At 41.3% G+C, this 21,162-nt stretch carries 18 protein-coding genes; 4 read left to right on the plus strand and 14 right to left on the minus strand.

The window, feature by feature from the left end; genetic code table 11:
* Nucleotides 1-118: 118 nt before the first annotated feature.
* From C2M33_RS09305 to C2M33_RS09315, 3 genes are all read left to right on the plus strand, one after another.
* Entirely contained in the window at nucleotides 119-709 is a 591-nt protein-coding gene (locus tag C2M33_RS09305; RefSeq protein WP_105174337.1) for a hypothetical protein, read from the plus strand.
* A 63-nt stretch (nucleotides 710-772) separates the two neighbouring features.
* Entirely contained in the window at nucleotides 773-1,678 is a 906-nt protein-coding gene (locus tag C2M33_RS09310; protein WP_063706118.1) for a M14 family metallopeptidase, read from the plus strand.
* A gap of 185 nt (nucleotides 1,679-1,863) precedes the next feature.
* A complete protein-coding gene (locus C2M33_RS09315) occupies nucleotides 1,864-2,280 on the plus strand; it encodes a hypothetical protein (RefSeq protein WP_063704538.1) in 417 nt (138 codons plus the stop codon).
* Nucleotides 2,281-2,317: 37 nt separating this feature from the next.
* Here the strand turns inward: C2M33_RS09315 and ccoG are convergent, their stop codons facing one another.
* The 9 genes from ccoG to C2M33_RS09360 form a co-directional block, all read right to left on the minus strand.
* Nucleotides 2,318-3,700 carry a cytochrome c oxidase accessory protein CcoG gene (gene ccoG, locus C2M33_RS09320; protein WP_063704536.1) on the minus strand — a complete coding sequence of 461 codons (1,383 nt, stop codon included), beginning with the start codon at nucleotides 3,698-3,700 and terminating at the stop codon, nucleotides 2,318-2,320.
* A gap of 151 nt (nucleotides 3,701-3,851) precedes the next feature.
* Complete coding sequence (locus C2M33_RS09325; RefSeq protein ID WP_054553081.1) at nucleotides 3,852-5,258, minus strand: sigma-54 interaction domain-containing protein; 1,407 nt, start codon at nucleotides 5,256-5,258, stop codon at nucleotides 3,852-3,854.
* Between the two features lie 111 nt (nucleotides 5,259-5,369).
* Nucleotides 5,370-5,927: a DUF1439 domain-containing protein gene (locus C2M33_RS09330; protein WP_063704534.1), complete on the minus strand. Its 558-nt coding sequence runs from the start codon at nucleotides 5,925-5,927 to the stop codon at nucleotides 5,370-5,372.
* Between the two features lie 55 nt (nucleotides 5,928-5,982).
* Complete coding sequence (locus C2M33_RS09335; RefSeq protein ID WP_063704532.1) at nucleotides 5,983-8,664, minus strand: DUF349 domain-containing protein; 2,682 nt, start codon at nucleotides 8,662-8,664, stop codon at nucleotides 5,983-5,985.
* A complete protein-coding gene (locus C2M33_RS09340) occupies nucleotides 8,654-8,935 on the minus strand; it encodes a YeaC family protein (RefSeq protein ID WP_063704530.1) in 282 nt (93 codons plus the stop codon). Before C2M33_RS09340 ends, C2M33_RS09335 begins: the two co-directional genes overlap by 11 nt.
* 1 nt (nucleotide 8,936) lies before the next feature.
* The gene (locus C2M33_RS09345; protein ID WP_063706116.1) at nucleotides 8,937-9,263 is read right to left on the minus strand and encodes a hypothetical protein; all 327 of its coding nucleotides are present in this window, start codon (nucleotides 9,261-9,263) and stop codon (nucleotides 8,937-8,939) included.
* A gap of 151 nt (nucleotides 9,264-9,414) precedes the next feature.
* The gene (locus C2M33_RS09350) at nucleotides 9,415-10,917 is read right to left on the minus strand and encodes an alanine/glycine:cation symporter family protein (RefSeq protein WP_063704528.1); all 1,503 of its coding nucleotides are present in this window, start codon (nucleotides 10,915-10,917) and stop codon (nucleotides 9,415-9,417) included.
* Nucleotides 10,918-11,202: 285 nt separating this feature from the next.
* Nucleotides 11,203-12,330: a M14 family metallopeptidase gene (locus tag C2M33_RS09355; RefSeq protein ID WP_063704526.1), complete on the minus strand. Its 1,128-nt coding sequence runs from the start codon at nucleotides 12,328-12,330 to the stop codon at nucleotides 11,203-11,205.
* Nucleotides 12,331-12,531: 201 nt separating this feature from the next.
* Nucleotides 12,532-13,974 (minus strand): glyceraldehyde-3-phosphate dehydrogenase, encoded by a 1,443-nt coding sequence (locus C2M33_RS09360; protein WP_063704524.1) that lies wholly within the window; start codon nucleotides 13,972-13,974, stop codon nucleotides 12,532-12,534.
* Nucleotides 13,975-14,148: 174 nt separating this feature from the next.
* Here C2M33_RS09360 and C2M33_RS09365 point away from each other — a divergent pair, with 174 nt between their 5' ends.
* A complete protein-coding gene (locus tag C2M33_RS09365; RefSeq protein WP_105174338.1) occupies nucleotides 14,149-14,955 on the plus strand; it encodes a DUF2989 domain-containing protein in 807 nt (268 codons plus the stop codon).
* Nucleotides 14,956-15,010: 55 nt separating this feature from the next.
* On the opposite strand, the gene ihfA is transcribed toward C2M33_RS09365, so the two are convergent.
* The 5 genes from ihfA to C2M33_RS09390 all read right to left on the minus strand — a co-directional run bounded on the left by ihfA (nucleotide 15,011) and on the right by C2M33_RS09390 (nucleotide 20,538).
* Complete coding sequence (gene ihfA / locus C2M33_RS09370; RefSeq protein WP_002960690.1) at nucleotides 15,011-15,310, minus strand: integration host factor subunit alpha; 300 nt, start codon at nucleotides 15,308-15,310, stop codon at nucleotides 15,011-15,013.
* A 2-nt stretch (nucleotides 15,311-15,312) separates the two neighbouring features.
* Nucleotides 15,313-17,700: a phenylalanine--tRNA ligase subunit beta gene (gene pheT / locus C2M33_RS09375; protein WP_105174339.1), complete on the minus strand. Its 2,388-nt coding sequence runs from the start codon at nucleotides 17,698-17,700 to the stop codon at nucleotides 15,313-15,315.
* Nucleotides 17,701-17,715: 15 nt separating this feature from the next.
* Nucleotides 17,716-18,696 (minus strand): phenylalanine--tRNA ligase subunit alpha, encoded by a 981-nt coding sequence (pheS, locus tag C2M33_RS09380; protein WP_062568835.1) that lies wholly within the window; start codon nucleotides 18,694-18,696, stop codon nucleotides 17,716-17,718.
* Nucleotides 18,697-18,772: 76 nt separating this feature from the next.
* Nucleotides 18,773-19,483, minus strand: coding sequence for a DnaA regulatory inactivator Hda (gene hda / locus C2M33_RS09385; protein WP_171038282.1), 711 nt, complete (start codon nucleotides 19,481-19,483; stop codon nucleotides 18,773-18,775).
* Complete coding sequence (locus tag C2M33_RS09390) at nucleotides 19,483-20,538, minus strand: DUF2066 domain-containing protein (protein WP_105174340.1); 1,056 nt, start codon at nucleotides 20,536-20,538, stop codon at nucleotides 19,483-19,485. The genes hda and C2M33_RS09390 overlap by 1 nt, the downstream gene beginning before the upstream one ends.
* Nucleotides 20,539-21,162: the final 624 nt, after the last annotated feature.

Consider the following 21,162-nt stretch of genomic DNA (forward strand, 5'->3'; position numbering starts at 1 on the left):
GTGAAATACGCCGCAAAATAAATCTCAAAGCAGCTGGCACAATTAATGCTCTTTATACGTGCATAATTTGAACAATTTATGATACATATAATTAAGCGTGCTTTAAAAGGAGCTTTATATGGCACATTTATCCGACCAAGAACTTACTTTTTTCAACCGTTTATTCGAGGCTGAACGGACTAACAGCGATCCAACCGACACAAAAATGTCTGTTAGGCTCAATTTACCTGATAAATTAAACGGCTTACTTACCAATGCCAAACTAACACTACTGGCTGAAGTAGGGATTTATCAGTTGTGGTTTCCGCTTGAATTTACTAATGACGAACATGGCCAACTGATCCCCGTACTTAGCGCACCAGAAGTTATCGATACTAAGGGTATCGAACGCAGCTGGCGTACCCCTGAACTTGAAATTCACACAGAGCAATTTCAGATACTGTCTTTATCAAGTACAGGCGTGTTACTCAAGCCAAAGCGTCAATCACCCGATCTTAATAAAGAGATACTGTTGGCATTTAATTTACCTACTGAAGATCACATTATTCTTAGTGTGAAGCCAATACGAACGACCAGCAAAGGAATTGCCGGAAAAATAGTGCAAGTGTGCCAAGGTGAAGATGCACTGCGTAAATACTTATTTGAGACCCATAAGCACCATCATGCAAAGCTGTACGAGCAAGGTAACTTTACGACTGAGCTTATCTAGTTGCAGCAGCTTAACAGCTTAGATAAGCTTGGCGTTTTGCAGCAAGTCAAAACAAGGTATTTTATGAGTTATCCGATTGGAACCCCTGGTAAACCGTGGAACGACGCAGATAAAAAAGCATGGTTTGAGTTACAAACAGTAAAACGTAGTTATTTAGATGATGTTGTGTCGCAACTAGACTCTTTATCAAGTGATTTCAACATTGAGCAATATGGCGCATTAAGTTACGACAGCGACAAATACCCACTTTACATTTTAAAGAGCAAGCAATGGCACGCTGATAAACCAACTGTCTTGGTTACCGGTGGTGTGCATGGCTATGAAACAAGTGGTGTGCACGGTGCTTTAGCGTTTGCTAAGAAAAACGCAAAAGATTATTTTGCTGAATTTAATATCTTAGTGGCTCCGTGTATTAGCCCGTGGGGTTATGAAACGATTAACCGCTGGAATCCAAATGCCACGGATCCAAATCGTTCATTCTATGCAGATAGTCCGGCTGAAGAGTCAGCAGCAATTATGCAGTATTTAGCCGACAACGCAATCGCACCTTATGTGCATATTGACCTGCATGAGACAACAGATACTGATAATAGTGAGTTTCGCCCTGCTTTGGCTGCACGTGATGCAACGACACACGATAACTGGAACATCCCTGATGGCTTTTATCTTGTCGCTGATAGTGAGCGCCCGCATGATGCATTTCAAACAGCGATTATAAAATCAGTTGAAAAAGTAACCCACATCGCACCAAGTGATGAGAATAACCAGTTGATTGGTGTACCACAAACCCAGTTTGGTGTAATTAATTACGAAGCGAAAAAACTGGGGTTATGTATGGGCTTAACAGATGCAGAATATGTCACAACAACAGAGGTTTACCCTGATAGTCCACTCGCAAATGATGAAATTTGTATTGATGCACAAGTCGCCTCAATTACTGGTGCTTTGAACTATATTGTTAACAAATAGTTAGTTATATTTTAAATGTGGGGTGAATGATTTATCCACCCCAAACCTAAATAACTAGATAAATTTTACACATATACAAATTTAATGAAAAAGTTATGTTTTTTAAAGTTTGTATACTAAATAACTAGACACATACATAGAATTGTATAAAATTCGCGCTCTTTTTAATTCAAAAGGGAAGCAAATTGGAATTTAAGAATCACTATGGCAGTGTCAGTATCATCACTGATGGTCCAATTATTATTGGGCAATTTTCTGGTAATATTAACGCACGTTTGGTCAATGACTTTGCAGTCGATTTAAAAAAGCATATTTCTGCTTTAGCTGGAAAGCCGTGGGCGTATATTAGTCATTCTACCCAATTACTTGCTACTACCCCTGATGCCGAACGCGGCTTCACGCATTTATTTCGTGCTCTACACGGCACTAATTGTATCGCAACTGCTTATATGTTTAGTTCGTCTATTGTGCTTAATCAGATGAAACGCATCATTGCGCAAGCGCAATCACCGATTCAAATAATGGACTGTTTATTTGATGATTTAGACAGCGCTAAAGCGTATGTCCTGAAGCAGCTCGAATTCGCAGAAATGGCTTGTTAAAAACAAGCCATTTTCGTTTCTGGAGCCGTGATTGAGGTTAATCTCGGTAAAACTTAGTTTCTTTAGTTATTGCGATATCAGCATCTTCTAATGCTTGAATGTGAAAACTGATAGGCGTTACTTTTGATTTCAATTCGTAGCCATCTGCAACCACAGTGACAGGCACACGTTTCATCTGCCCTGCTTCAATCGTAATGGTATCTGGTACTTGTAAGCTTGCTTCTTCAATACCACTGATACCAATTGAATAGCTCAAGCTATGCTGTGTTTTGTTGATAATTGATAAGGTATATGGATTCTCAACTAAGCCTTCAAAATTAACACGATACAGTGCATTACGGTCACGAATGACAGAAGCCTCTATAGGTGTACGCATTGCCATCCACACAACCATGCCCACAACAAACAGCGCCGTTAAACCACCATAGCCAAGCAGTTTTAACCTAAATGGGTTGGTCGCTTTGCCTTCCATTTGTTTTTCAGACGCGTATTTGATCAGGCCTTTTTGATAGTTGAATTTTTCCATAGTGCTATCACATGCATCAATACATAAGCCACAGTTTATGCATTCATACTGTAAGCCATTACGAATATCTATACCCGCCGGACATACTTCGACACATAGGTTACAGTCTACGCAGTCACCTAAGCCTAACTCTTTAGGATCGGCTTTACGCTTACGTGCACCACGAGACTCCCCTCGCGCTTGATCGTAGGTAACAACTAACGTGTCTTTATCAAACATCACTGATTGAAATCGTGAATATGGACATGCAACAGTACACATTTTTTCACGTAAGAATCCCGCATTGCCATAGGTACAAAATGCGAACAGGAATACCCAAAAGCTGACAATCCCAGACATTTCTAAGGTAAATAAGCTCATGTATAAAGACTTAGCGGGGATGAAATAAGCCATAAATGACATCGATGTAAGCAAAGAGATCACCAGCCAAGCTGCATGCTTAGTGATTTTCTTTTGCCATTTACTCACTGACCAATCTGCTTTATCAAGTTTAATGCGCTGATTACGATTACCTTCAACTTTGTGTTCGACCCAAGTAAACATCAGCATCCAAATTGTTTGTGGGCAAGTGTAACCACACCAAACACGCCCTAACCAATTAGTGACGAAAAACAAAGCAAACGCTCCTGTCATAAATAACATGGCTAAGATCATAAAATCTTGTGGTAACAGCGTTAAACCAAATAGGGTAAATTTTTGGCTGGCTACATCGAGTAATACGGCTTGACGGCCATCATAGGGGATCCACGGAATGGCGATAAATGTCAGCATCAGCACCCAGCCTAAATAACGACGGATGCGTTGGAAGTATCCCTTTTGCTCACGAATATAAATTGGCCCTTCTTGGTTGTAGGGCTTGATGATTAAGTCTTGCTCTTTAATATCAAATTTCATTTTGCTACTTACTTTTGTGTCGGTAATAGCCTGATAGAGCAACTATCAGGCCAACACAAAATAAAAATAAACCATTGATATTAAACGACTAAATTTACATTTAACCCCTAAAAAGCACGATATATCGCGAATGGTCGTGATATATCGCGAATTACCGTTTTATAGCTAGCTTTTTCATTTTTGATCTCAAGGTACTTTCTGGAAGTCCCAGCAAGGTTGCGGCACCATTTTCACCTGATATTTGCCCGTTACAGCGCTTTAGCACCTCACAAATATGCTGCTTTTGTACTGCATCAAGAGAAACCACCTGCTCATTTGATTGCTCGTTACTCAAAGGTGCTGAAAGCTGCAGTACCGTTTGCTTAGACAAAATAGCTTCACGCTCAAGGATATTTTGTAGCTCACGAATATTGCCTGGCCAATCATAATTCGCCAGTTTGGTGAGTGTTGCTTTGCTTAGCCCTTTTAACTGTTTACCTAAGCGCTTATTCAGCTGCGTAATAATATTTGCTGCGAGTAGTGGAATATCTTCTTTTCGCTCACGAAGCGCAGGCACACGAATAGGAAACACATTTAAGCGATAATACAAGTCCATTCGAAAACTGCCCTGCTCAACCATTTGCCACAAATTACGATTTGTTGCAGCTAACACTCGGATATCCACTTTTAAGGTTTGACTGCCCCCGACGCGCTCAAACTCTTGCTCTTGTAGCACGCGCAGTAATTTACTTTGTGCCTCTAATGGCAGCTCGGCCACTTCATCTAAAAATAGAGTGCCTTTATCAGCCAGTTCAAAACGCCCTTTTCTGCGTTCATTAGCACCGGTAAACGCCCCTTTCTCATGACCGAATAATTCAGATTCAATTAAGTTGGCTGAAAACGCCGCGCAGTTTACTTTTATGAAAGGTTGCTCAGCACGATTACTCAAACGGTGAAGGTTTCGTGCCACCAGCTCTTTACCTGTGCCGTTTTCACCTAAAATCAAAACCGTACTATTGGTTTGGCTTACCAGGGTAATTTGCTCGAGCATACTTTGAAACGAATGACTTTGGCCGACCAAACCTGAGTCTTGCCAATCTTCGTTTAACTCTGAAATAAGGTACGCATTTTCAGCTTGTAGCTGCTCAGATAAATGTTGAACTTGCGCTAGTGCGTCACGTAAAGCCACTTCTGTTTGCTGCTGTTTTGATACATCGCGAAAAATCGCGACTGCACCAATCAAGGCACCGTTTTTATAGACTGGTGTTGAAGTATACTCAACGGCAAAATAGCTTCCATCTTTACGCCAGAATACTTCATCGTTTACATGTCGATGTTTGCCATCAAACATAGTGCAATATATTTGGCATTCATCTGCGGGATATGGTGAGCCATCTTTACGTGTATGGTGATGATATTGGTGTATTTTTTTACCAAGGAGTTCGTCTGCTTTCCAGCCGGTCATGCGCTCAGCAGCAGGATTTACAAAAACCGCATTTCCCGATAAATCGAAGCCATAAATACCTTCGCCTACAGCATTTAGTAATAATGTGGGGTCGTTTAAAAATTCCTTGATCATAGCAATCACTCAACTCGCGAAATATCACGAGCAATTATGACAAGGTTAAATTTGCTTAACAAGCAATTACAAAAAAAGCGGCATGAAGCCGCTTTAAAATATCAAAGAGTTTTACAGTGTGGGCACTAAGATAATTTCACCCTGAGATACTTTCATATCTAATGGTAATTTGCTCAATAATGCGACTTTAGGGTCATTCATATTTAGCTTATAGACGGGGTTAACCGCTAAAAAGCCGTTAATCACTTGCATTGCTTGATCATCTAATAAGTTTAAGCTGCCCTTGAAACCCGCGGTGTCGATTGTTGTATCAACCAATTTTACATTACGTAAAAAGACTGCTTTTTTCTCGCTGTCATAAAATGGGCTACCTTCGATTTGCAGCTTTAAGCGTACTGGATACTTAAGTGCGAAAGCTTTAATAACAGCACTAGAATCAGCCCCTAAAACCACCACGTCACGCTTATCTGGGCCAACATTGACACTTAGGTCGTTTACAGCAAAATCAACAGGTAAGCCCATCAATTTTATCTGTTCACTTAATTTTGGTAATTGATCAGCAAGGGCTGCTTCAATTTCTGAATTGGTAAACGAGTACACCGACATCCCTTGATCTGTACTTTTACAAGCCCCTAAAAATAAACAGGTAAGTAGTAATAAAATTCTCATTGTTTTCCTCAAAAACACACGGAAAAAAACCGCTATAAAAAGCGGTTTTTATTCGTTAAATTGCAAATATTGCTTTAAGCCTTGCTAGTGTGTCAGCTGAAACTGAACCCTCACTGACTGCAAGTAATTGCTTTAAGTAATAATAAACATCTGCGTGCTCGCCACGGTGTTTATCATCTAACATCGCAACTTGCTCTGTCATACGTAACTGACTATCGGCCGATTCAACGCCCGCTAGAATTTCGATACGAGTTAACAGCTGCGCAGCGTTTAGATTAGTTATTAATGAAGCTTGGAACTGCGATGGCAGTTCTCTGCCGCTCTCAAGAGCAGCAAATAAAGCCGTTAACTTAGACTGCTCAGCTTGCTTGCTAATTAGCGCTGTTTTTGCACTAATCGCAGCCTCTAACTGAGCTACACGCGCTGATAACGCTTTTGAGTACTCAAGCTCTGCCAGCTTTACTGTTAAATCTTTAAGCTGTGCAAGATGAACGACAACCTCAAGTGCAGATTCAAGCTCAGCTAACTGCGCTGCTGCAACTTCATCATTTTGCTGCTGAACTTGCTTTTGCTGTTCAAACTCAGCGCTACGCTTCGCAAAAGTGTCGTCATTAACACGTCTAAATTGCTGCCATAAGGTGTTTTCTGCCTTCATTCCAGCAAAGCCGATTGTTTGCCACGTTTGTTGAAGCGCTTTAAGCTCTTGGCATGCAGCCGCTAAATCATCGCTCTGCGATAACAGTGTTGCTTGCTCAACAAGTGCTGCTTTTTGTTCAGCATTTGCTTTATGAAATGCAATTAGTTGAGATTGTACTTGTGATTGTGCAGCTTTGAATTGTGCTTGCAGCTCACGATACGTTTTAGGGTCAACATTACCCGCTGAACGCCATGTCTTTGCAATTCGATTAAATTTACTTTCAAACTGCTTCCAATCGAACTCGTCAGACTGAGTATTTAGCTCAGTAAGCTGCTGCATTTGCGTGATTATTTCAACACGCTGTGCTTTAGCTTGCTCACGTTGCTGCTCTTGCTCTGCAAAATACTCGCGGCACGGCGCAAACAGTAATTCAATGTGTTGATCGAATAACTCGCCTTGTTGCTTTTCTGCATCAGTATCTAGACGCCCTAATTCATTCCAACGACGACGTAACTGTTTAACTTGTTCAGCACGTTGTTTAGGGTCAGTACACTCAGTTGCAGCAAGTTCAGTTACTTCCACGAGTAATGCATCACGCTTTGGCGCTGATGCGTATTTTTGCCAATCTTTTGCTTCTGCTAATTGTGTTTCTAAATCAGCTTTTAAGCTAGTTAATGGCTGCTTGTAATACTCTGTAAGCGTGGCATATAACTCTTCAAAGCCTTTGAATACACCAAATGCAACATTAAAGCGACCTTGCTCAATTAAACGTTTTACATCACGGCCTTTACGTTTCGCTGCTTGTTGGTTCTTCTCAAACTTATTAGTAAGCGGTGCCATCGCTTGCTGCCAGCTATTTACTGCTTCAGCTAAATTTGCTTTAAAGCGACCTTGTAAGCGATTAGGAATACTTGCCAGCTTTTTACGTGCAAGTTTTTGTTGTTGTTCAAACTGCTGTTTTAGACTATCAAACTCGTTTTCGTCTTCAGACGTTGCCACCGTGTTTAATTTATCAAATGCCTCTTTAAACTCAGCAATCGCGCTAACTAGCTGCGGTAACTGTTCAACTTGATTGAATAAATTTGTTAAGTGCTGTTTTACATCACGGACATTTTGATTTTCAGTTAAGTTAGCCTCTACTAGCGTATCTTTTGCCTCTGCAACTTTAGCCTCAAGCCAATCTTGCTGAATTTGCTCCGGCGTTTCTAAGCCTAATTGCAAAGCGTTTTCTATTTCTTCACCAATTGCTTCAAGGCTCGCAAGCGCTAATACTTGACGCTGTTGCTCAGCTAACACTTGCTGTGCAGCTTCATGCTCTTTGCTTAGTTGTGCAATATGAGACTCAAGCTTTTGCGTAATTGCTGAATACTTTTTATCAAGTGTGCTGACTTGTTCTTCGCTCAGCCACTTTAATTCGATAGCTTGCCACTGCTGTAATAATTCAGCATGTTGCATCGATACTAATTGAAAATCATGCTTATCACGCAGCGCATTCAGCTTTGCCAATACCACGCGTGTATCTGCTTCTACTTTGGCGGGCATTTCTATCGCTAAGCGTTCATTCTCAAGGTGAGTCGCCAGTTGTGTGTGTGCTTCACCTTGCGCATGTTTTAGTAGTGGTTTTGCAAGTTGGTGGTTAATAACAAGCTCAACAAGCTGTAATTGCAGCTCTTCGCGGCCTTCTTTAAAGGCTTTATCAATTAGGCTTGGATTGGCTAAACGCTTTAATAATTTAACGCGAACTTGAATTTCTTTTTCAGCAAACGCTAGCTTTTCGAGTGTTTTTACTGGCGCATAACGCTCAATAAACTCGTTTTTGATATTTGCATCTAATTTGCTATCGGTATTTAAAACCGCTTGGTTGATATGCTGCTCTGCAATTTCTTTAAGTGCTTGGTCTTGCTTATAAACTTGCCACCATAATACAAGATCATTGACTTTGTTTAAGGCTTTTTTACGGATCTCAGCTGAGCTATCTTCAAGGGCAATGCTATTTAAGATGCTAAGGTCACGTTCTGTATCAAGGCGTTCAACCGCGGCTAAACGAACTTGGCTTTTAGGGTGCTTCCATTTCGGAGTAAACAGGTGTTTAAAGATCATTTTCACTAAACCTAGCTATTTCATTTTCTGATGCGAATTCTTTTTGCAATTGAGCTTTGCTCTTTTGCACCATTTCACCATTTGCGCCAATGGTAAACTGCTCATTGGTTTGCGAAACTTTAGCTTGGTAAAGCATCACGAGTTGAACGGTTTGTTGTTTTTGTTCGTCAGTTAACGGTGTGCCATCGGGCCATTTACCCGTTGAGGCGCCATACTGAAGACGTTCAAATACTTCTGGGGTGATATTTTTTACGATGTGATCAATATTCATGTTACTTTTTCTTTTTCAAAACAACTAAATAAATGCGGCTTATGATATACCACACAAAACCTACTGCCATTGCCGCTGAATAGGCATACCACTCAGGAGATTTTGCTTCGGGGTGCATAAAATAAAAACAGAAAAAGCCCCCTAAAAATAAAATCAGTGCGAGGAAAGACTGATTCATAAACTTTTGTTGTCTACGAATACGCGTTTCTTTTTGCATTTGCTGCAACTGCTCATTGCTTAGATCGGTGACTTGGCATTCACAATGCGGACATTGTTTATGTTTGTCAGATATTGATTTTGCACATTGCGGGCAACTAATAATCGCCATATCTTTCTCCATACTACGCATAAAAAAGGCGCCTTTAGGCGCCCTTTATTGTACTTGTTTTATGAGTCGATGTCTTATTTGAATTTCACTCAATTGTGAAGATTCGAAAACCTGCACAACTAAATTCTCTACAAAAACACAAAAACCAGATTTATTGTTTCTCTTTCGCCTTTTCAGCTAAACGCTTTTCCCAGAAAGTCGCATTTTTAATGCCTAATTTAACTGGGTCAAAAGTAATTTCACCACCGGCTTTCTTTTGATCTTCGTAATCACGTAAACAGTTAAGCGCTGGTTTTGCGACGAAGAAAATAGCTAATATACCGACAATATTGATCCATGCCATTAAACCTACGCCAATGTCACCAATGTTCCAGATATAGCCAGAGCTATTTACCATGCCGTATGCCACCATAAACATGATCACAAGTTTCACGGCAACCAGTGGAATATTACCTTTGAAGTAACGGTTCAAATAAGCAACGTTAGTTTCTGCAATATAGTAATAAGCAAGAATGGTCGTAAATGCGAAGAAGAATAAGGCAATACCTACAAACGCTTCACCAAACCCACCAAATACGCTAAATAACGCCATTTGTGTGAAAGCAGCTGAGCCTACTTCTGTTGCTGCATCAACATTTTGCACAATAAATTGACCCGCAGGTAATTCACCCACAATGTTGTATTGATTTGTGATTAAAATCATTAGCGCCGTTGCGGTACACACAAAAATAGTATCAACATACACAGAGAACGCTTGCACCAAGCCTTGCTGTGCTGGGTGATCAACTTCAGCTGCTGCAGCTGCATGCGGGCCCGTACCTTGACCAGCTTCGTTTGAGTAGATACCACGTTTAACACCCCAGCCAATGGCAGCACCAAAGCCTGCTTGTGCTGTGAATGCATCAGATAAAATCATTGAGAAGATACCTGGTACTTTATCTAAGTTTAAGAACACCACAATTAACGCTAATACGATGTAACCTAGCGCCATAAATGGCACCACGATTTGTGTGAAGTTTGCGATACGCTTAATGCCACCAAAGATAATAAACGCTAGCACAATTAAGATGATTGCAAGGGCAACTAACTTAAAGCTACCTACTTCACCAAAGCTGGTGCTAACGAGAGTGCCTTCACCGAAAACTTGTGTAAATGCATTACCGACTGCATTCGCTTGAACACCCGGCAGGAATACACCACAGGCAATAATCGCTGATACTGCAAATAATACAGCTAACCACTTTTGCTGTAAGCAACGGTCAAAGTAATAAGCAGGACCACCTCGGTACTGACCATCTTCTTCTGATTTATAAATTTGACCAAGGGTTGACTCGGCATACGCAGTACTTGCGCCTAAGAACGCAACTACCCACATCCAGAAAATTGCACCCGGACCACCAAAGCCAATAGCTGCTGCAACGCCAGCAATATTACCTACACCAACACGGCCCGATAATGATACAGCTAACGCTTGGAACGAAGAAATACCCGTATCTGAATTATTAGAGCTAAGCAATAACTTACACATTTCTTTAAAATGTCTAACTTGCGCGAATCGGGTTAAAACGGAATAAAACAGACCTGCACCTAGACATAAATAAATGAGTGCATTACTCCAAATTATGTCATTAACGGCGCTTACTAAAGCTTCCATGGATATCCTCTATGATTATATTTTTTATTGTTAGTTACGATACTCAGCGTGAGCTTGTGAGAATGCGCGACATGATGACTGTGAGAAATAAATATAAAATTATATTACCTCTCAGCTGAACGTATTGAATATTAACTTAAACCAACCAAGTTTGTTAACAGTTAATTTTCAATATGACAAATGTACCTACCTAGTTAACATTCGATGCATCCTGCTCTGCACCGTCATTTTTCAGTTAGCAGATACAATTACGGGCATCAGTTTTGCTGATGCCCGTAAGGTTCGTTATCTTAATTTATCAACCACGTTAACGATAGCCGCTAACGTATCTTGACCAAATTGATACGAGCGACGATCTGACCAACCATAATCTGGGTCTGGTAAATCATCGTTATCTTTAAATGGCATCTCTACTGTATACGCTAATGCATTAAACTCATGCGCGACAGCAGAAGAACCAACAGTTAGGTTAGCCTGGCCCGGTTCATCTTTAGGGTAACCGTGCTCGTCTTGGAACTCTGGCGTTACTGTTAAAAGCGCAGCTTTAAAGCTATCTTCTAACTCTTTTAAGCGGTCATCGTAGCCCGGGATACCTTCACTGCCCGCAACAAAGTTATAAGGAATAGCTTCGTCACCATGAATGTCTAGGTGCATATCAAGGCCAGTTTCACGCATTTTATTTAGCACTAGGAATACTTCAGGGCTATTTTCCATGCTCGGTGTTTGCCACTCACGGTTTAGGTTAACGCCTTTAGCATTCGTGCGCAGGTGACCACGCACACTGCCATCAGGGTTCATGTTTGGCACAATGTAGAATACCGCTTTAGATAATAATGCTGCTGCATGTGGATCTTCATCATCAAGTAGTTTATGAAGCAAACCTTCAACATACCACTCAGCCATTGTTTCACCTGGGTGTTGGCGCGCTGTGATCCAGATTGTTTTCTTGTCACTGCTAGGAATACCCACTCGTAATACACTCATATCGCGACCATCAAGGGTTTCGCCTAATGTTTCTAATTCACACGCATGTTGGCTTTGTGCCCATGCAAGTAAATCTAAGTGACGGTCGTAGCTGTATGGGGCAAAGTAAGCAAAGTACATGCTGCCGCACTCAGGCTCTACTTCAAATGATAGCGTGCCGTTTGCATACTCAGATGGCACACGGAACCAAGTTTGACGGTCGTATGATGCAACCGCGTGATAACCTTCCCAGCCATCAGGATATGCTGAGTTTTCTAAGTTATTAATGTGTAATTTATGGCTTTGAAACGGCGTTGTTTCAAGACGAAAGTGAAACCACTGGAAAAAATCAGACTGATTGTCTTTATTAATTTCTAATTGAATATTCAGCGGATCAACGGCTTCAATAACCTTGATATTACCACTGTCAAAATTGCTGGTGATTTTCATTCTATAAACCTATTGGTTAAAAATAATTCTTAGCTATTCGCTTGTTAGTTAAGAATTAAGTCAACGCTCTTTGGTAGAACGTTTTGTTAGTAAATTAGTGTAGACGTAGCACAGCCTACCACATGAAGAAAATTTGCAAAAACTTTCACGACTAAAAAAGCCAGCATAATGCTGGCTTCTAGATTGTTTATTTTTTAGCTATTAGCGAGGTAAGCTTGGGAAAGTTACTTCAGCCATGTCACGCATACAACGTACTACCTGACAGCTATAACCAAACTCGTTATCGTACCAAACATAAAGCACAACACGGTTGTCATCTACGATTGTCGCTTGTGAGTCAACAACACCTGCGTAACGGCTACCCACTAAGTCAGTCGATACGATTTCAGTAGACGCTGTGTAATCGATTTGGTCACGAAGGTCTGAGTAAAGTGCAGTTTCACGTAAGAACGCATTTAGTTCTTCAACTGTAGTGCCTTTTTCAAGGTTTAAGTTCAAGATTGCCATTGATACGTTTGGTGTAGGAACACGGATAGCGTTACCTGTAAGTTTACCTTCAAGCTCAGGTAAAGCTTTAGAAACCGCTTTTGCAGCACCCGTTGAAGTGATAACCATGTTAAGTGCAGCAGCACGACCACGGCGCTCAGCGTTGTGGTAGTTATCAATTAAGTTTTGGTCATTTGTGTACGAGTGAACTGTTTCAACGTGACCATTCTTGATACCAAACTTATCGTTAAGTGCTTTTAACGTCGGGGTAATAGCATTGGTTGTACAGCTTGCTGCACAGACAATTTTATCTTCAGGTTTGATATCTTGGTTGTTTACACCGTATACGATGTTCTTGATGTTGCCTTTAGCTGGTGCAGTTAATAATACTTTTGCTGCGCCTTTTGCTTCTAAGTGCTGACCAAGACCTGCTTCGTCTTTCCAGATACCTGTGTTATCAACAACAAGTGCATTCTCGATGCCGTAAGCTGTGTAATCTACTTCGCTTGGAGAGTTAGCGTAGATAACTTGAATATAGCTACCGTTAGCTTTAATTGCGTTACGCTCTTTATCAATTGTGATAGAACCATTGAATGGACCGTGGATAGAGTCACGACGAAGTAAGCTTGCACGCTTTTCTAGGTCACCGTCTTTACCGCCACGAACAACGATTGCACGTAAACGTAGGTCTGCATAAGGACCTGATTTTTCGATTAATAGACGTGCTAATAAACGACCGATACGACCGAAACCGTATAACACAACATCACGTGGCTCTTTGCGCTCTGAGTTTGCGATTTCTGCTAATTCGTCAGTTAAGTATTCTTCAACTGAACGACCTTTTGCAGCATCTGTAAACAAATAACCATACGCTAGTTTACCAATATCGATACGTGCTGAGTTTAATTCCATTTTGCTAATCGCTTCTAAGAAAGGGAAGCTTTCACGTAAACGTAGTTTTGTACCTTCAAACTGAGCAACTGTTTTGTGCGCTTTGATGATATCGATTGTACTGGCATTAACGAGAGGACGGCCATATACAGCGATTTCGATACCACGATTACGATAAAGTCTACCAATGATAGGTTGCATACTTTCTGCGTAATCTTGACGTTCTTGCCAGCTGCTTGTGTATTCTAACTCGTGAGATGAGGTCATTTTTTTTACCTAATTAAACAATTTTGAACGGATAGCCTTAAAAAATGTGTTGTGATTTGAGAGCAACACATCTCAGGCAGGGGTATTCTAATTTAAACTCGAACGATTCTCCACTGTTACAGAACAAATCATTGCGCTAGAATAAAGTAGTACAAATTAAGTTGAGGTTAAGGAATGTTATTAAGAGCAAGCGTGTTGCTTGGTTTATTGGCATTAGCAGGCTGTGAAGATCCGCTTACACTAGCGAAAGTGTGCGACGAAACGCCTGGCTTCTGTAGTGATTTAAATAAAGACAGTCACTGTAAAGAGCAACGTGCCGAGGTCATCATTCAACGTTATGTTGAATATAAGTCGCCAACAGACGAAAACAAATACCAATTATTAAAAGATTTCGAGAAATACGATCAGTGTGTGTCGCTTGCGGCCAAGATTGAGCATATAAAACTGAAAGAAAAAACCACCTCTCGCGTTGAAGGTCATTTAACAAGCATTAAAGAAATGACACGTATTTTTCAAGATACCAAAAATACAAACCATCCAGGTTTGTTGTATTACCATTGGTCACGTAATAACGACCAATCAGCGTTAACTAAACTACTCGCCCTTGAAGAAAAACAAGATAAACGGGTGACCGAAGATGCTGAAATGCAGTTTTTCTTGGCAAGCTACTACGTGAAGTTTGATGATGAAAAAACCATTGATTTGCTATACAAAACGCTCGAGTTAAATAAAGCAGGTGAAACACCGAATCCAGAGATCTACCCAACTCTGGTCAGCTTATTTTACAAACACGAAAAGTATAAGCACGCATACACTTTTGCACGCGTCGCACAATTATCAGGGTATGAAAATGTCGATATTTTACCTATCGAACATCAACTCGCTGCCATTGGTAAGAGCCTAGACAGCCTAGATGATTTAGCACAAAAAACTTACGACAGTATCCAAGCTGGCACTTTTGTGTCGCCGCGCGGATTCTAGCCACTCGCAAGTAATGTTTTAAAAAAATAAAAAAGGCAGCTAACGCTGCCTTTTCTTATTTTGCTTTGCTTGTGCCAACTTCTACACGAGTCTTGAGCTTTTGACCTGGTCTAAAAGTCACTACTCGGCGTGCCGAAATAGGGATATCTTCACCTGTTTTCGGATTGCGGCCTGGACGTTCTTTCTTATCTCGAAGATCAAAGTTACCAAATCCAGAGAGCTTAACCTGCTCGCCTTTTTCTAGCGCTGAGCGGATTTCTTCAAAAAACGCTTCAACTAAATCTTTGGCATCTTTTTTATTGATCCCGAGTTTTTCAAATAGGTGTTCAGCTATGTCGGCTTTAGTAAGCGCCATATCTAGTCCCTCAACGATGCGTTAAATTGTTCGGCCAATGCGGCCACCACATTATCAACTACTTGATTGATATCTTTCTCTTCGAGCGTTCTATCAACCGCTTGCAGTGTTAGAGCAATCGCCAAACTCTTATAATTTGGCTCAATACCTTTGCCCTTATACACATCGAATAAGTTTAGGTCAACCAATTGATTTCCGCCAACTTTTTCTATGACATTTAAAATATCGCCAGATTTTACGTGATCTTCCACTAAAATCGCGATATCACGGCGGTTTGACGGGAATTTCGACACTGCTACCGCTTCTGGTAATTTTCTTTTTTCTAGTGCAGACATTTCGATTTCAAACACAAATGCTGTGTTGTTGATATCTAGTGACTTTTGCACCTGTGGGTGCACTGCACCAAAGAAGCCAACTTTTTTACCATCAACATAAATAACCGCTGATTGACCTGGGTGTAAGCCGTCAGACTGCTCTGCTTTTATCTCAAAGCGTGCAGTATCGTTGCTAATTGCTAAAAGTGCTTCAACATCACCTTTTAAGTCATAAAAATCAACGCTACGCTTTTCTTGAACCCAATGTTCACCGTGTGCAAGACCAGAGATTACACCACCGATAACAGCAACTTGGTTTACACCGTTTTCTGCATTCTCGTCACGTAAGAATTTTAAGCCATGCTCAAATAAACGTACACGTGGTTGCTGACGGTTTTGATTGTAAACTAATGACGCTAATAGACCCGGCATTAAACTTACACGCATTGCTGACATTTCAACCGAAATTGGGTGTGGCAATACAAGTGCATCACTTTGTGGGTGTAAAATTGCTTGTGCTTTTGGATCAACGAAGCTGTAAGTAATTGCTTCTTGGTAACCACGTGTTACAAGCGTATTGCGGAACTTAGTGACCGCAACATGTGACTCGTCATGGTTAGTCATTTTTAATTTAGCAGTTGGTGCAACGTTAGGAATGCTGTTATAGCCGTAAACACGTGCAACTTCTTCAATTAAGTCTTCTTCGATACGAATATCAAAGCGATAGCTAGGTACGTCAGCACTCCATACACCATCAACAATTTTCACGTCTAAACCTAAACGCGTTAGGATGTCAGTTACTTTTGCATCATCAATGTGATGGCCAATTACACGGTCTAAACGCTCACGACGTAAACGCACTTCTGTTACTTTTGGTAACTTGTCAGTTGCGACTGCTTCAACAACTGGGCCTGCATCACCGCCAACAATCTCAAGAAGTAATGCTGTCGCACGTTCCATTGCATCTTTTTGCAGTGCAAAATCGACACCACGCTCGTAACGGTGTGATGCATCGGTGTGTAAACCGTAACTACGTGCTTGGCCAGCAATCGCTACTGGATTAAAGAAGGCGCTTTCTAATAAGATGTCTGACGTTGATTCCGTTACACCTGATTTTTCACCACCAAAAATACCTGCAATAGCAAGCGCTTTGTTGTGATCAGCAATCACAAGTGTAGACTCGTTAAGTTTTGCAGTGTTGCCATCAAGAAGAACGATTTCTTCACCTGCATTCGCGCTACGTACTTTAATGCCACCTTCAATTGCATTTAAATCAAATGCGTGCATTGGGTGACCAAGCTCTAATAACACGTAGTTTGTAACATCAACAACTGGGTCAATTGAGCGAATGCCACTGCGACGAAGTTTTTCTACCATCCAAAGTGGTGTTTCTGCATCAAGGTTAATACCTTTGATCACACGACCTAAATAACGAGGACACGCATCATCATTTACAAGCTCAATTGATACTTTGTCTTCAATCGTCGCCGCAACAGGTGCGATTTCAAGTGTATTAACATCAATACTATTCAGTACGCCCACTTCACGCGCTAGACCTTTAATACCTAAACAGTCACCACGGTTTGGTGTTAAGTCAACATCAATAATACTGTCGTCCAGGTTTAAATACTCGCGTAAGTCAGTACCGATTGGCGCATCACTTGGTAATTCCATGATGCCATCGCCTTCTTCGCTGATGCCTAATTCAACGAATGCGCACAGCATACCGTGTGAAGGTTGACCACGAAGTTTTGCTTTTTTAATTTTGAAGTCGCCAGGTAATACAGCGCCAACAGTCGCAACAGCGACTTTTAAGCCTTGGCGACAGTTAGGTGCACCACACACGATATCAAGTAGCTCATCACCACCTACGTTTACTTTAGTTACACGTAACTTATCAGCATCCGGGTGTTGACCACACTCAACCACTTCACCAACAACAACGCCTGTGAACTCAGCCGCTGCAGGCTCAACACCGTCAACTTCAAGACCAGCCATTGATAACTGTTCCGAAAGAGCCTGTGTGTCGATTGCTGGGTTAACCCACTCTCTTAACCACTTTTCACTAAATTTCATTTTATATCTTCACTCTTAACGGAACTGGTTTAGGAATTTTAAATCGTTTTCGAAAAATGCACGTAAGTCATTTACGCCATAACGCAACATCGTCAAGCGCTCAACACCCATACCGAATGCAAAGCCTGTGTATTTTTCTGGATCAATACCCACTGATTTAAGAACGTTAGGGTGAACCATGCCACAGCCTAATACCTCTAACCACTTGCCGTTTTTACCCATAACATCAACCTCAGCTGATGGCTCGGTAAATGGGAAGTAAGAAGGACGGAAACGAATTTCCATATCTTCTTCAAAGAAGTTACGTAAGAAGTCGTGCAGAATACCTTTTAACTCAGTGAAGCTTACATCTGTATCAACCATTAAGCCTTCCACTTGATGGAACATTGGCGTGTGTGTTTGGTCGTAATCGTTACGATAAACACGACCTGGAGAAATGATGCGCAGTGGTGGCTGCTCAGTTTCCATCGTACGGATTTGTACACCACTTGTTTGTGTACGTAACACAAGCTTAGGGTTGAAATAGAAAGTATCGTGATCAGCACGTGCAGGATGGTGCTCAGGAATATTTAGCGCATCGAAGTTATGAAAATCATCTTCAACTTCAGGACCTGACTTAACCGCAAAACCTAACTCACCAAAAAAGCTTTCAATACGTTCAATAGTACGAGTTACTGGGTGTAAGCCACCTGTTGGCATAACACGACCCGGTAAAGTTACGTCGATCGTTTCTGCCGCTAGCTTCTCTTCAAGAGCCTTACTTGCTAGTAACTCACGCTTTTCGTTAATGGCTGTTTGTACTTCTTGTTTTGCTTGGTTAATCACTTGACCCGCTTCTTTACGCTCTTCAGGGGCAATCTTGCCTAGCGTTTTAAGTAAGTTGGTGATTTCACCTTTTTTACCAAGGTAATTAACCCTGATATCTTCTAATTGCGCGATTTCGTTCGCACTGGCAACAGCCTCAAGTGCTTGCGCTAAAATATTTTCTAAGTTCATTGAGTACCTGGTCTTTCACAGAAGGATTTTGTAATAGCTAATGATAACTGAAAGCAAGGACTAGATTCTAGCCCTACTAAAGCTTTAACGTTGATTTTATAAAAGGAATTGTTAATTTTCTTTGTGCAGCCATTGAGGCGTGGTCAAGTTTGTCTAAAACGTCCAATAATGCACGCATATCACGGCTTAATCGCGTTAATAAAAAGCGCGCACACTCATCCGTCAATTCAAGGCCACGCATATGAGCACGGCGTACGAGCGCTTCGGCTTTGTCATCATCGCTCATTGAACGGATCTGTAATGTTGTGCCCCATTTCAAACGCGAAACTAAGTCAGGTAAATTGATATGTAGCATGTCAGGTAATAAATCAGCTGTGACCACAAGGTATTTGCCAGGCTCATTGAAGCGATTGAAAAAGTTAAATAATCCTTTCTCCCATGCATCGTTGCCTGCCACCAAGTGCACGTCATCAATACATAACACGTCAAGGTTTTCGAGACCTTCAAGTACCACAGGACCGTAGTCAATCACTTCACGCATTGAAAGTAACATAGTTGATAAACCGCGCTCTTGAGCGTGAATACAGGTCGCGTACAACAGATGCGATTTACCTGAATCACCTAAACCGCATAAATAGGTATATTGAAATTTGTTACTCAGCTTTGTGAACGCATCTTTAAGGTGGCTCACTTCAAGCGAGTTTTCGCCACCAAAATAAGAAGTAAATGTTTCATCATCTGGCAAAGTAACTGGCAATGCCATTTGCATTGGTTCTTGCACTGCGATTAAAGCCCCTGCCACTGATATTCAAGCTCGTCTTTATTGACCACTTGGTAAAAATCACGCGGGTCTTGATACGCTTTAAAGGCACTATCAAGTTCTAACGCTTTTCTAAAGTCGTTCATGCTGCCTGTGTGATTTACTGTAAATTGTACGGTATCGGGTGTACGCACAGATATTACGGCACGAGTAACAACACTTAAGCTCTCTAAACGGCGTTTAGCAAATTCAATATCAACAAAGTTATTGATACCTTTTAGATAGAAGGTTGCTGTCGCAAGTTGACCAATCATCGTTGGATCAATGGCATATTCTGCTGCTAAGCCACCTGCTAGACTATCAATCATATCTGCAACAATTTGCTGTTTATCACCCATCAAACGATTAGTATCGAATAATTCAGCATTAGTGAAACGCCAATCAAGGATCCAGGTTTCTGAATCAGCTTGTTGATACATTCTTGCAGTAATACTGCGCTCTGCACTATAACGACTCGACGCTCGCTCTACCGGCTCAGAGAAATTACCCCATACTTCTGGTATCCCAACAATAGCACGGTCTTCTAAATCAAGCAGTGGCACAACGACAGGTAAACCACGACGGCCAGCTTTGTCGTATATAAGCTGTTCAAGCTGCGGATATGACTCTTGAGTCACCAGTTCACGGCGCCAGTTATCTTCAATAGCTAACCAGATAGCCACTAAAGGACGACGTGTCCCCCAAAGAGGCAGGCCAAGATCTTTGATCAATGCATTAATTTTATTCGCTTCAAATTTAACAACTAGATTTAAACTGCCATCTGCTTTTTCATCATATTCAAATTTGAGCATGTAATCGGAAATGTCGCGGGTACGTTCTTTAGCTACAGGGTTTTGATCTGCGCTTGTGTCCCCACTTACTTTCACCAACACATTTAGCAGCGCTTCACGACTTGCTGCCAAACGAGCATCACGTGATTTGTCTGCAACTTTAAGAGTATCTTGATATAGGTTAGTCACCTCAACAGCAAAGGTTGAAGCACTCGAAAAAAATAATAATAAACAAATAAGTAATCTAGACACAGGCCATTAGTTCTTGCTTTTAAACTGATTTGATCCTAAATCAAAGCCATAAACAAAGCAAAGTTAATTTAATGAACGGCAGATGAGCAACTTCGTGAGTTACAAGTTGGGAGTTAGCGAGGGGAAAGTTGAAAGAGTAAAGTTTTAAGTTCTGGTGTAGGTTGGGTAGAGCGAAGCGAAACCCAACACAGAGCTATCAGCTTTCAGCCGTCAGCGATCAGCCGCGCGGTGGGGTTGTTTTGTGCTGCGTCTTCCTCTGGTTCTAGGTTCTAGGTTCTAGGTTCTAGGTTCTAGGTTCTAGGTTCTAGGCAAAGTGTACTTGTAGGAATGGCTTTAGCCGTGAATGTGTTTGTTCTGGTCTGAATTCGGCACTGAAGTGCCTCCTACGGGGTTTGTTGCTGAGGGTGACTCTGTACAAAACAACCCCGCAGTTCAACTAACATCTAATATCTGACCTCTGATATCTCTGTATTTCAGCTGACGTCTGACGGCTGAAAGCTGATAGCTCTAAACGCAAAAAAGCCCGACTCTTTCGAATCGGGCTTTCTCTAATTTGGAGCCTGGCGATGTCCTACTTTCACATGGCAAATGCCACACTATCATCGGCGCTGTTTCGTTTCACTA

Source organism: Pseudoalteromonas sp. T1lg122 (assembly GCF_002964825.1).
GTDB classification, from domain to species: domain Bacteria; phylum Pseudomonadota; class Gammaproteobacteria; order Enterobacterales; family Alteromonadaceae; genus Pseudoalteromonas; species Pseudoalteromonas gelatinilytica.

What these genes read in the sequence shown, in the direction of transcription:
- pheT (WP_105174339.1), bottom strand. Translation starts at nt 17,700, where the DNA reads ATGAAATTTAGTGAAAAGTGGTTAAGAGAGTGGGTTAACCCAGCAATC.
- C2M33_RS09340 (WP_063704530.1), bottom strand. Translation starts at nt 8,935, where the DNA reads ATGAATATTGATCACATCGTAAAAAATATCACCCCAGAAGTATTTGAA.
- C2M33_RS09345 (WP_063706116.1), bottom strand. Translation starts at nt 9,263, where the DNA reads ATGGCGATTATTAGTTGCCCGCAATGTGCAAAATCAATATCTGACAAA.
- C2M33_RS09355 (WP_063704526.1), bottom strand. Translation starts at nt 12,330, where the DNA reads ATGAAAATCACCAGCAATTTTGACAGTGGTAATATCAAGGTTATTGAA.
- pheS (WP_062568835.1), bottom strand. Translation starts at nt 18,696, where the DNA reads ATGAACTTAGAAAATATTTTAGCGCAAGCACTTGAGGCTGTTGCCAGT.
- C2M33_RS09305 (WP_105174337.1), top strand. Translation starts at nt 119, where the DNA reads ATGGCACATTTATCCGACCAAGAACTTACTTTTTTCAACCGTTTATTC.
- C2M33_RS09365 (WP_105174338.1), top strand. Translation starts at nt 14,149, where the DNA reads ATGTTATTAAGAGCAAGCGTGTTGCTTGGTTTATTGGCATTAGCAGGC.
- C2M33_RS09330 (WP_063704534.1), bottom strand. Translation starts at nt 5,927, where the DNA reads ATGAGAATTTTATTACTACTTACCTGTTTATTTTTAGGGGCTTGTAAA.
- C2M33_RS09310 (WP_063706118.1), top strand. Translation starts at nt 773, where the DNA reads ATGAGTTATCCGATTGGAACCCCTGGTAAACCGTGGAACGACGCAGAT.
- ccoG (WP_063704536.1), bottom strand. Translation starts at nt 3,700, where the DNA reads ATGAAATTTGATATTAAAGAGCAAGACTTAATCATCAAGCCCTACAAC.
- C2M33_RS09350 (WP_063704528.1), bottom strand. Translation starts at nt 10,917, where the DNA reads ATGGAAGCTTTAGTAAGCGCCGTTAATGACATAATTTGGAGTAATGCA.
- ihfA (WP_002960690.1), bottom strand. Translation starts at nt 15,310, where the DNA reads ATGGCGCTTACTAAAGCCGACATAGCTGAACACCTATTTGAAAAACTC.
- C2M33_RS09335 (WP_063704532.1), bottom strand. Translation starts at nt 8,664, where the DNA reads ATGATCTTTAAACACCTGTTTACTCCGAAATGGAAGCACCCTAAAAGC.
- C2M33_RS09360 (WP_063704524.1), bottom strand. Translation starts at nt 13,974, where the DNA reads ATGACCTCATCTCACGAGTTAGAATACACAAGCAGCTGGCAAGAACGT.
- C2M33_RS09325 (WP_054553081.1), bottom strand. Translation starts at nt 5,258, where the DNA reads ATGATCAAGGAATTTTTAAACGACCCCACATTATTACTAAATGCTGTA.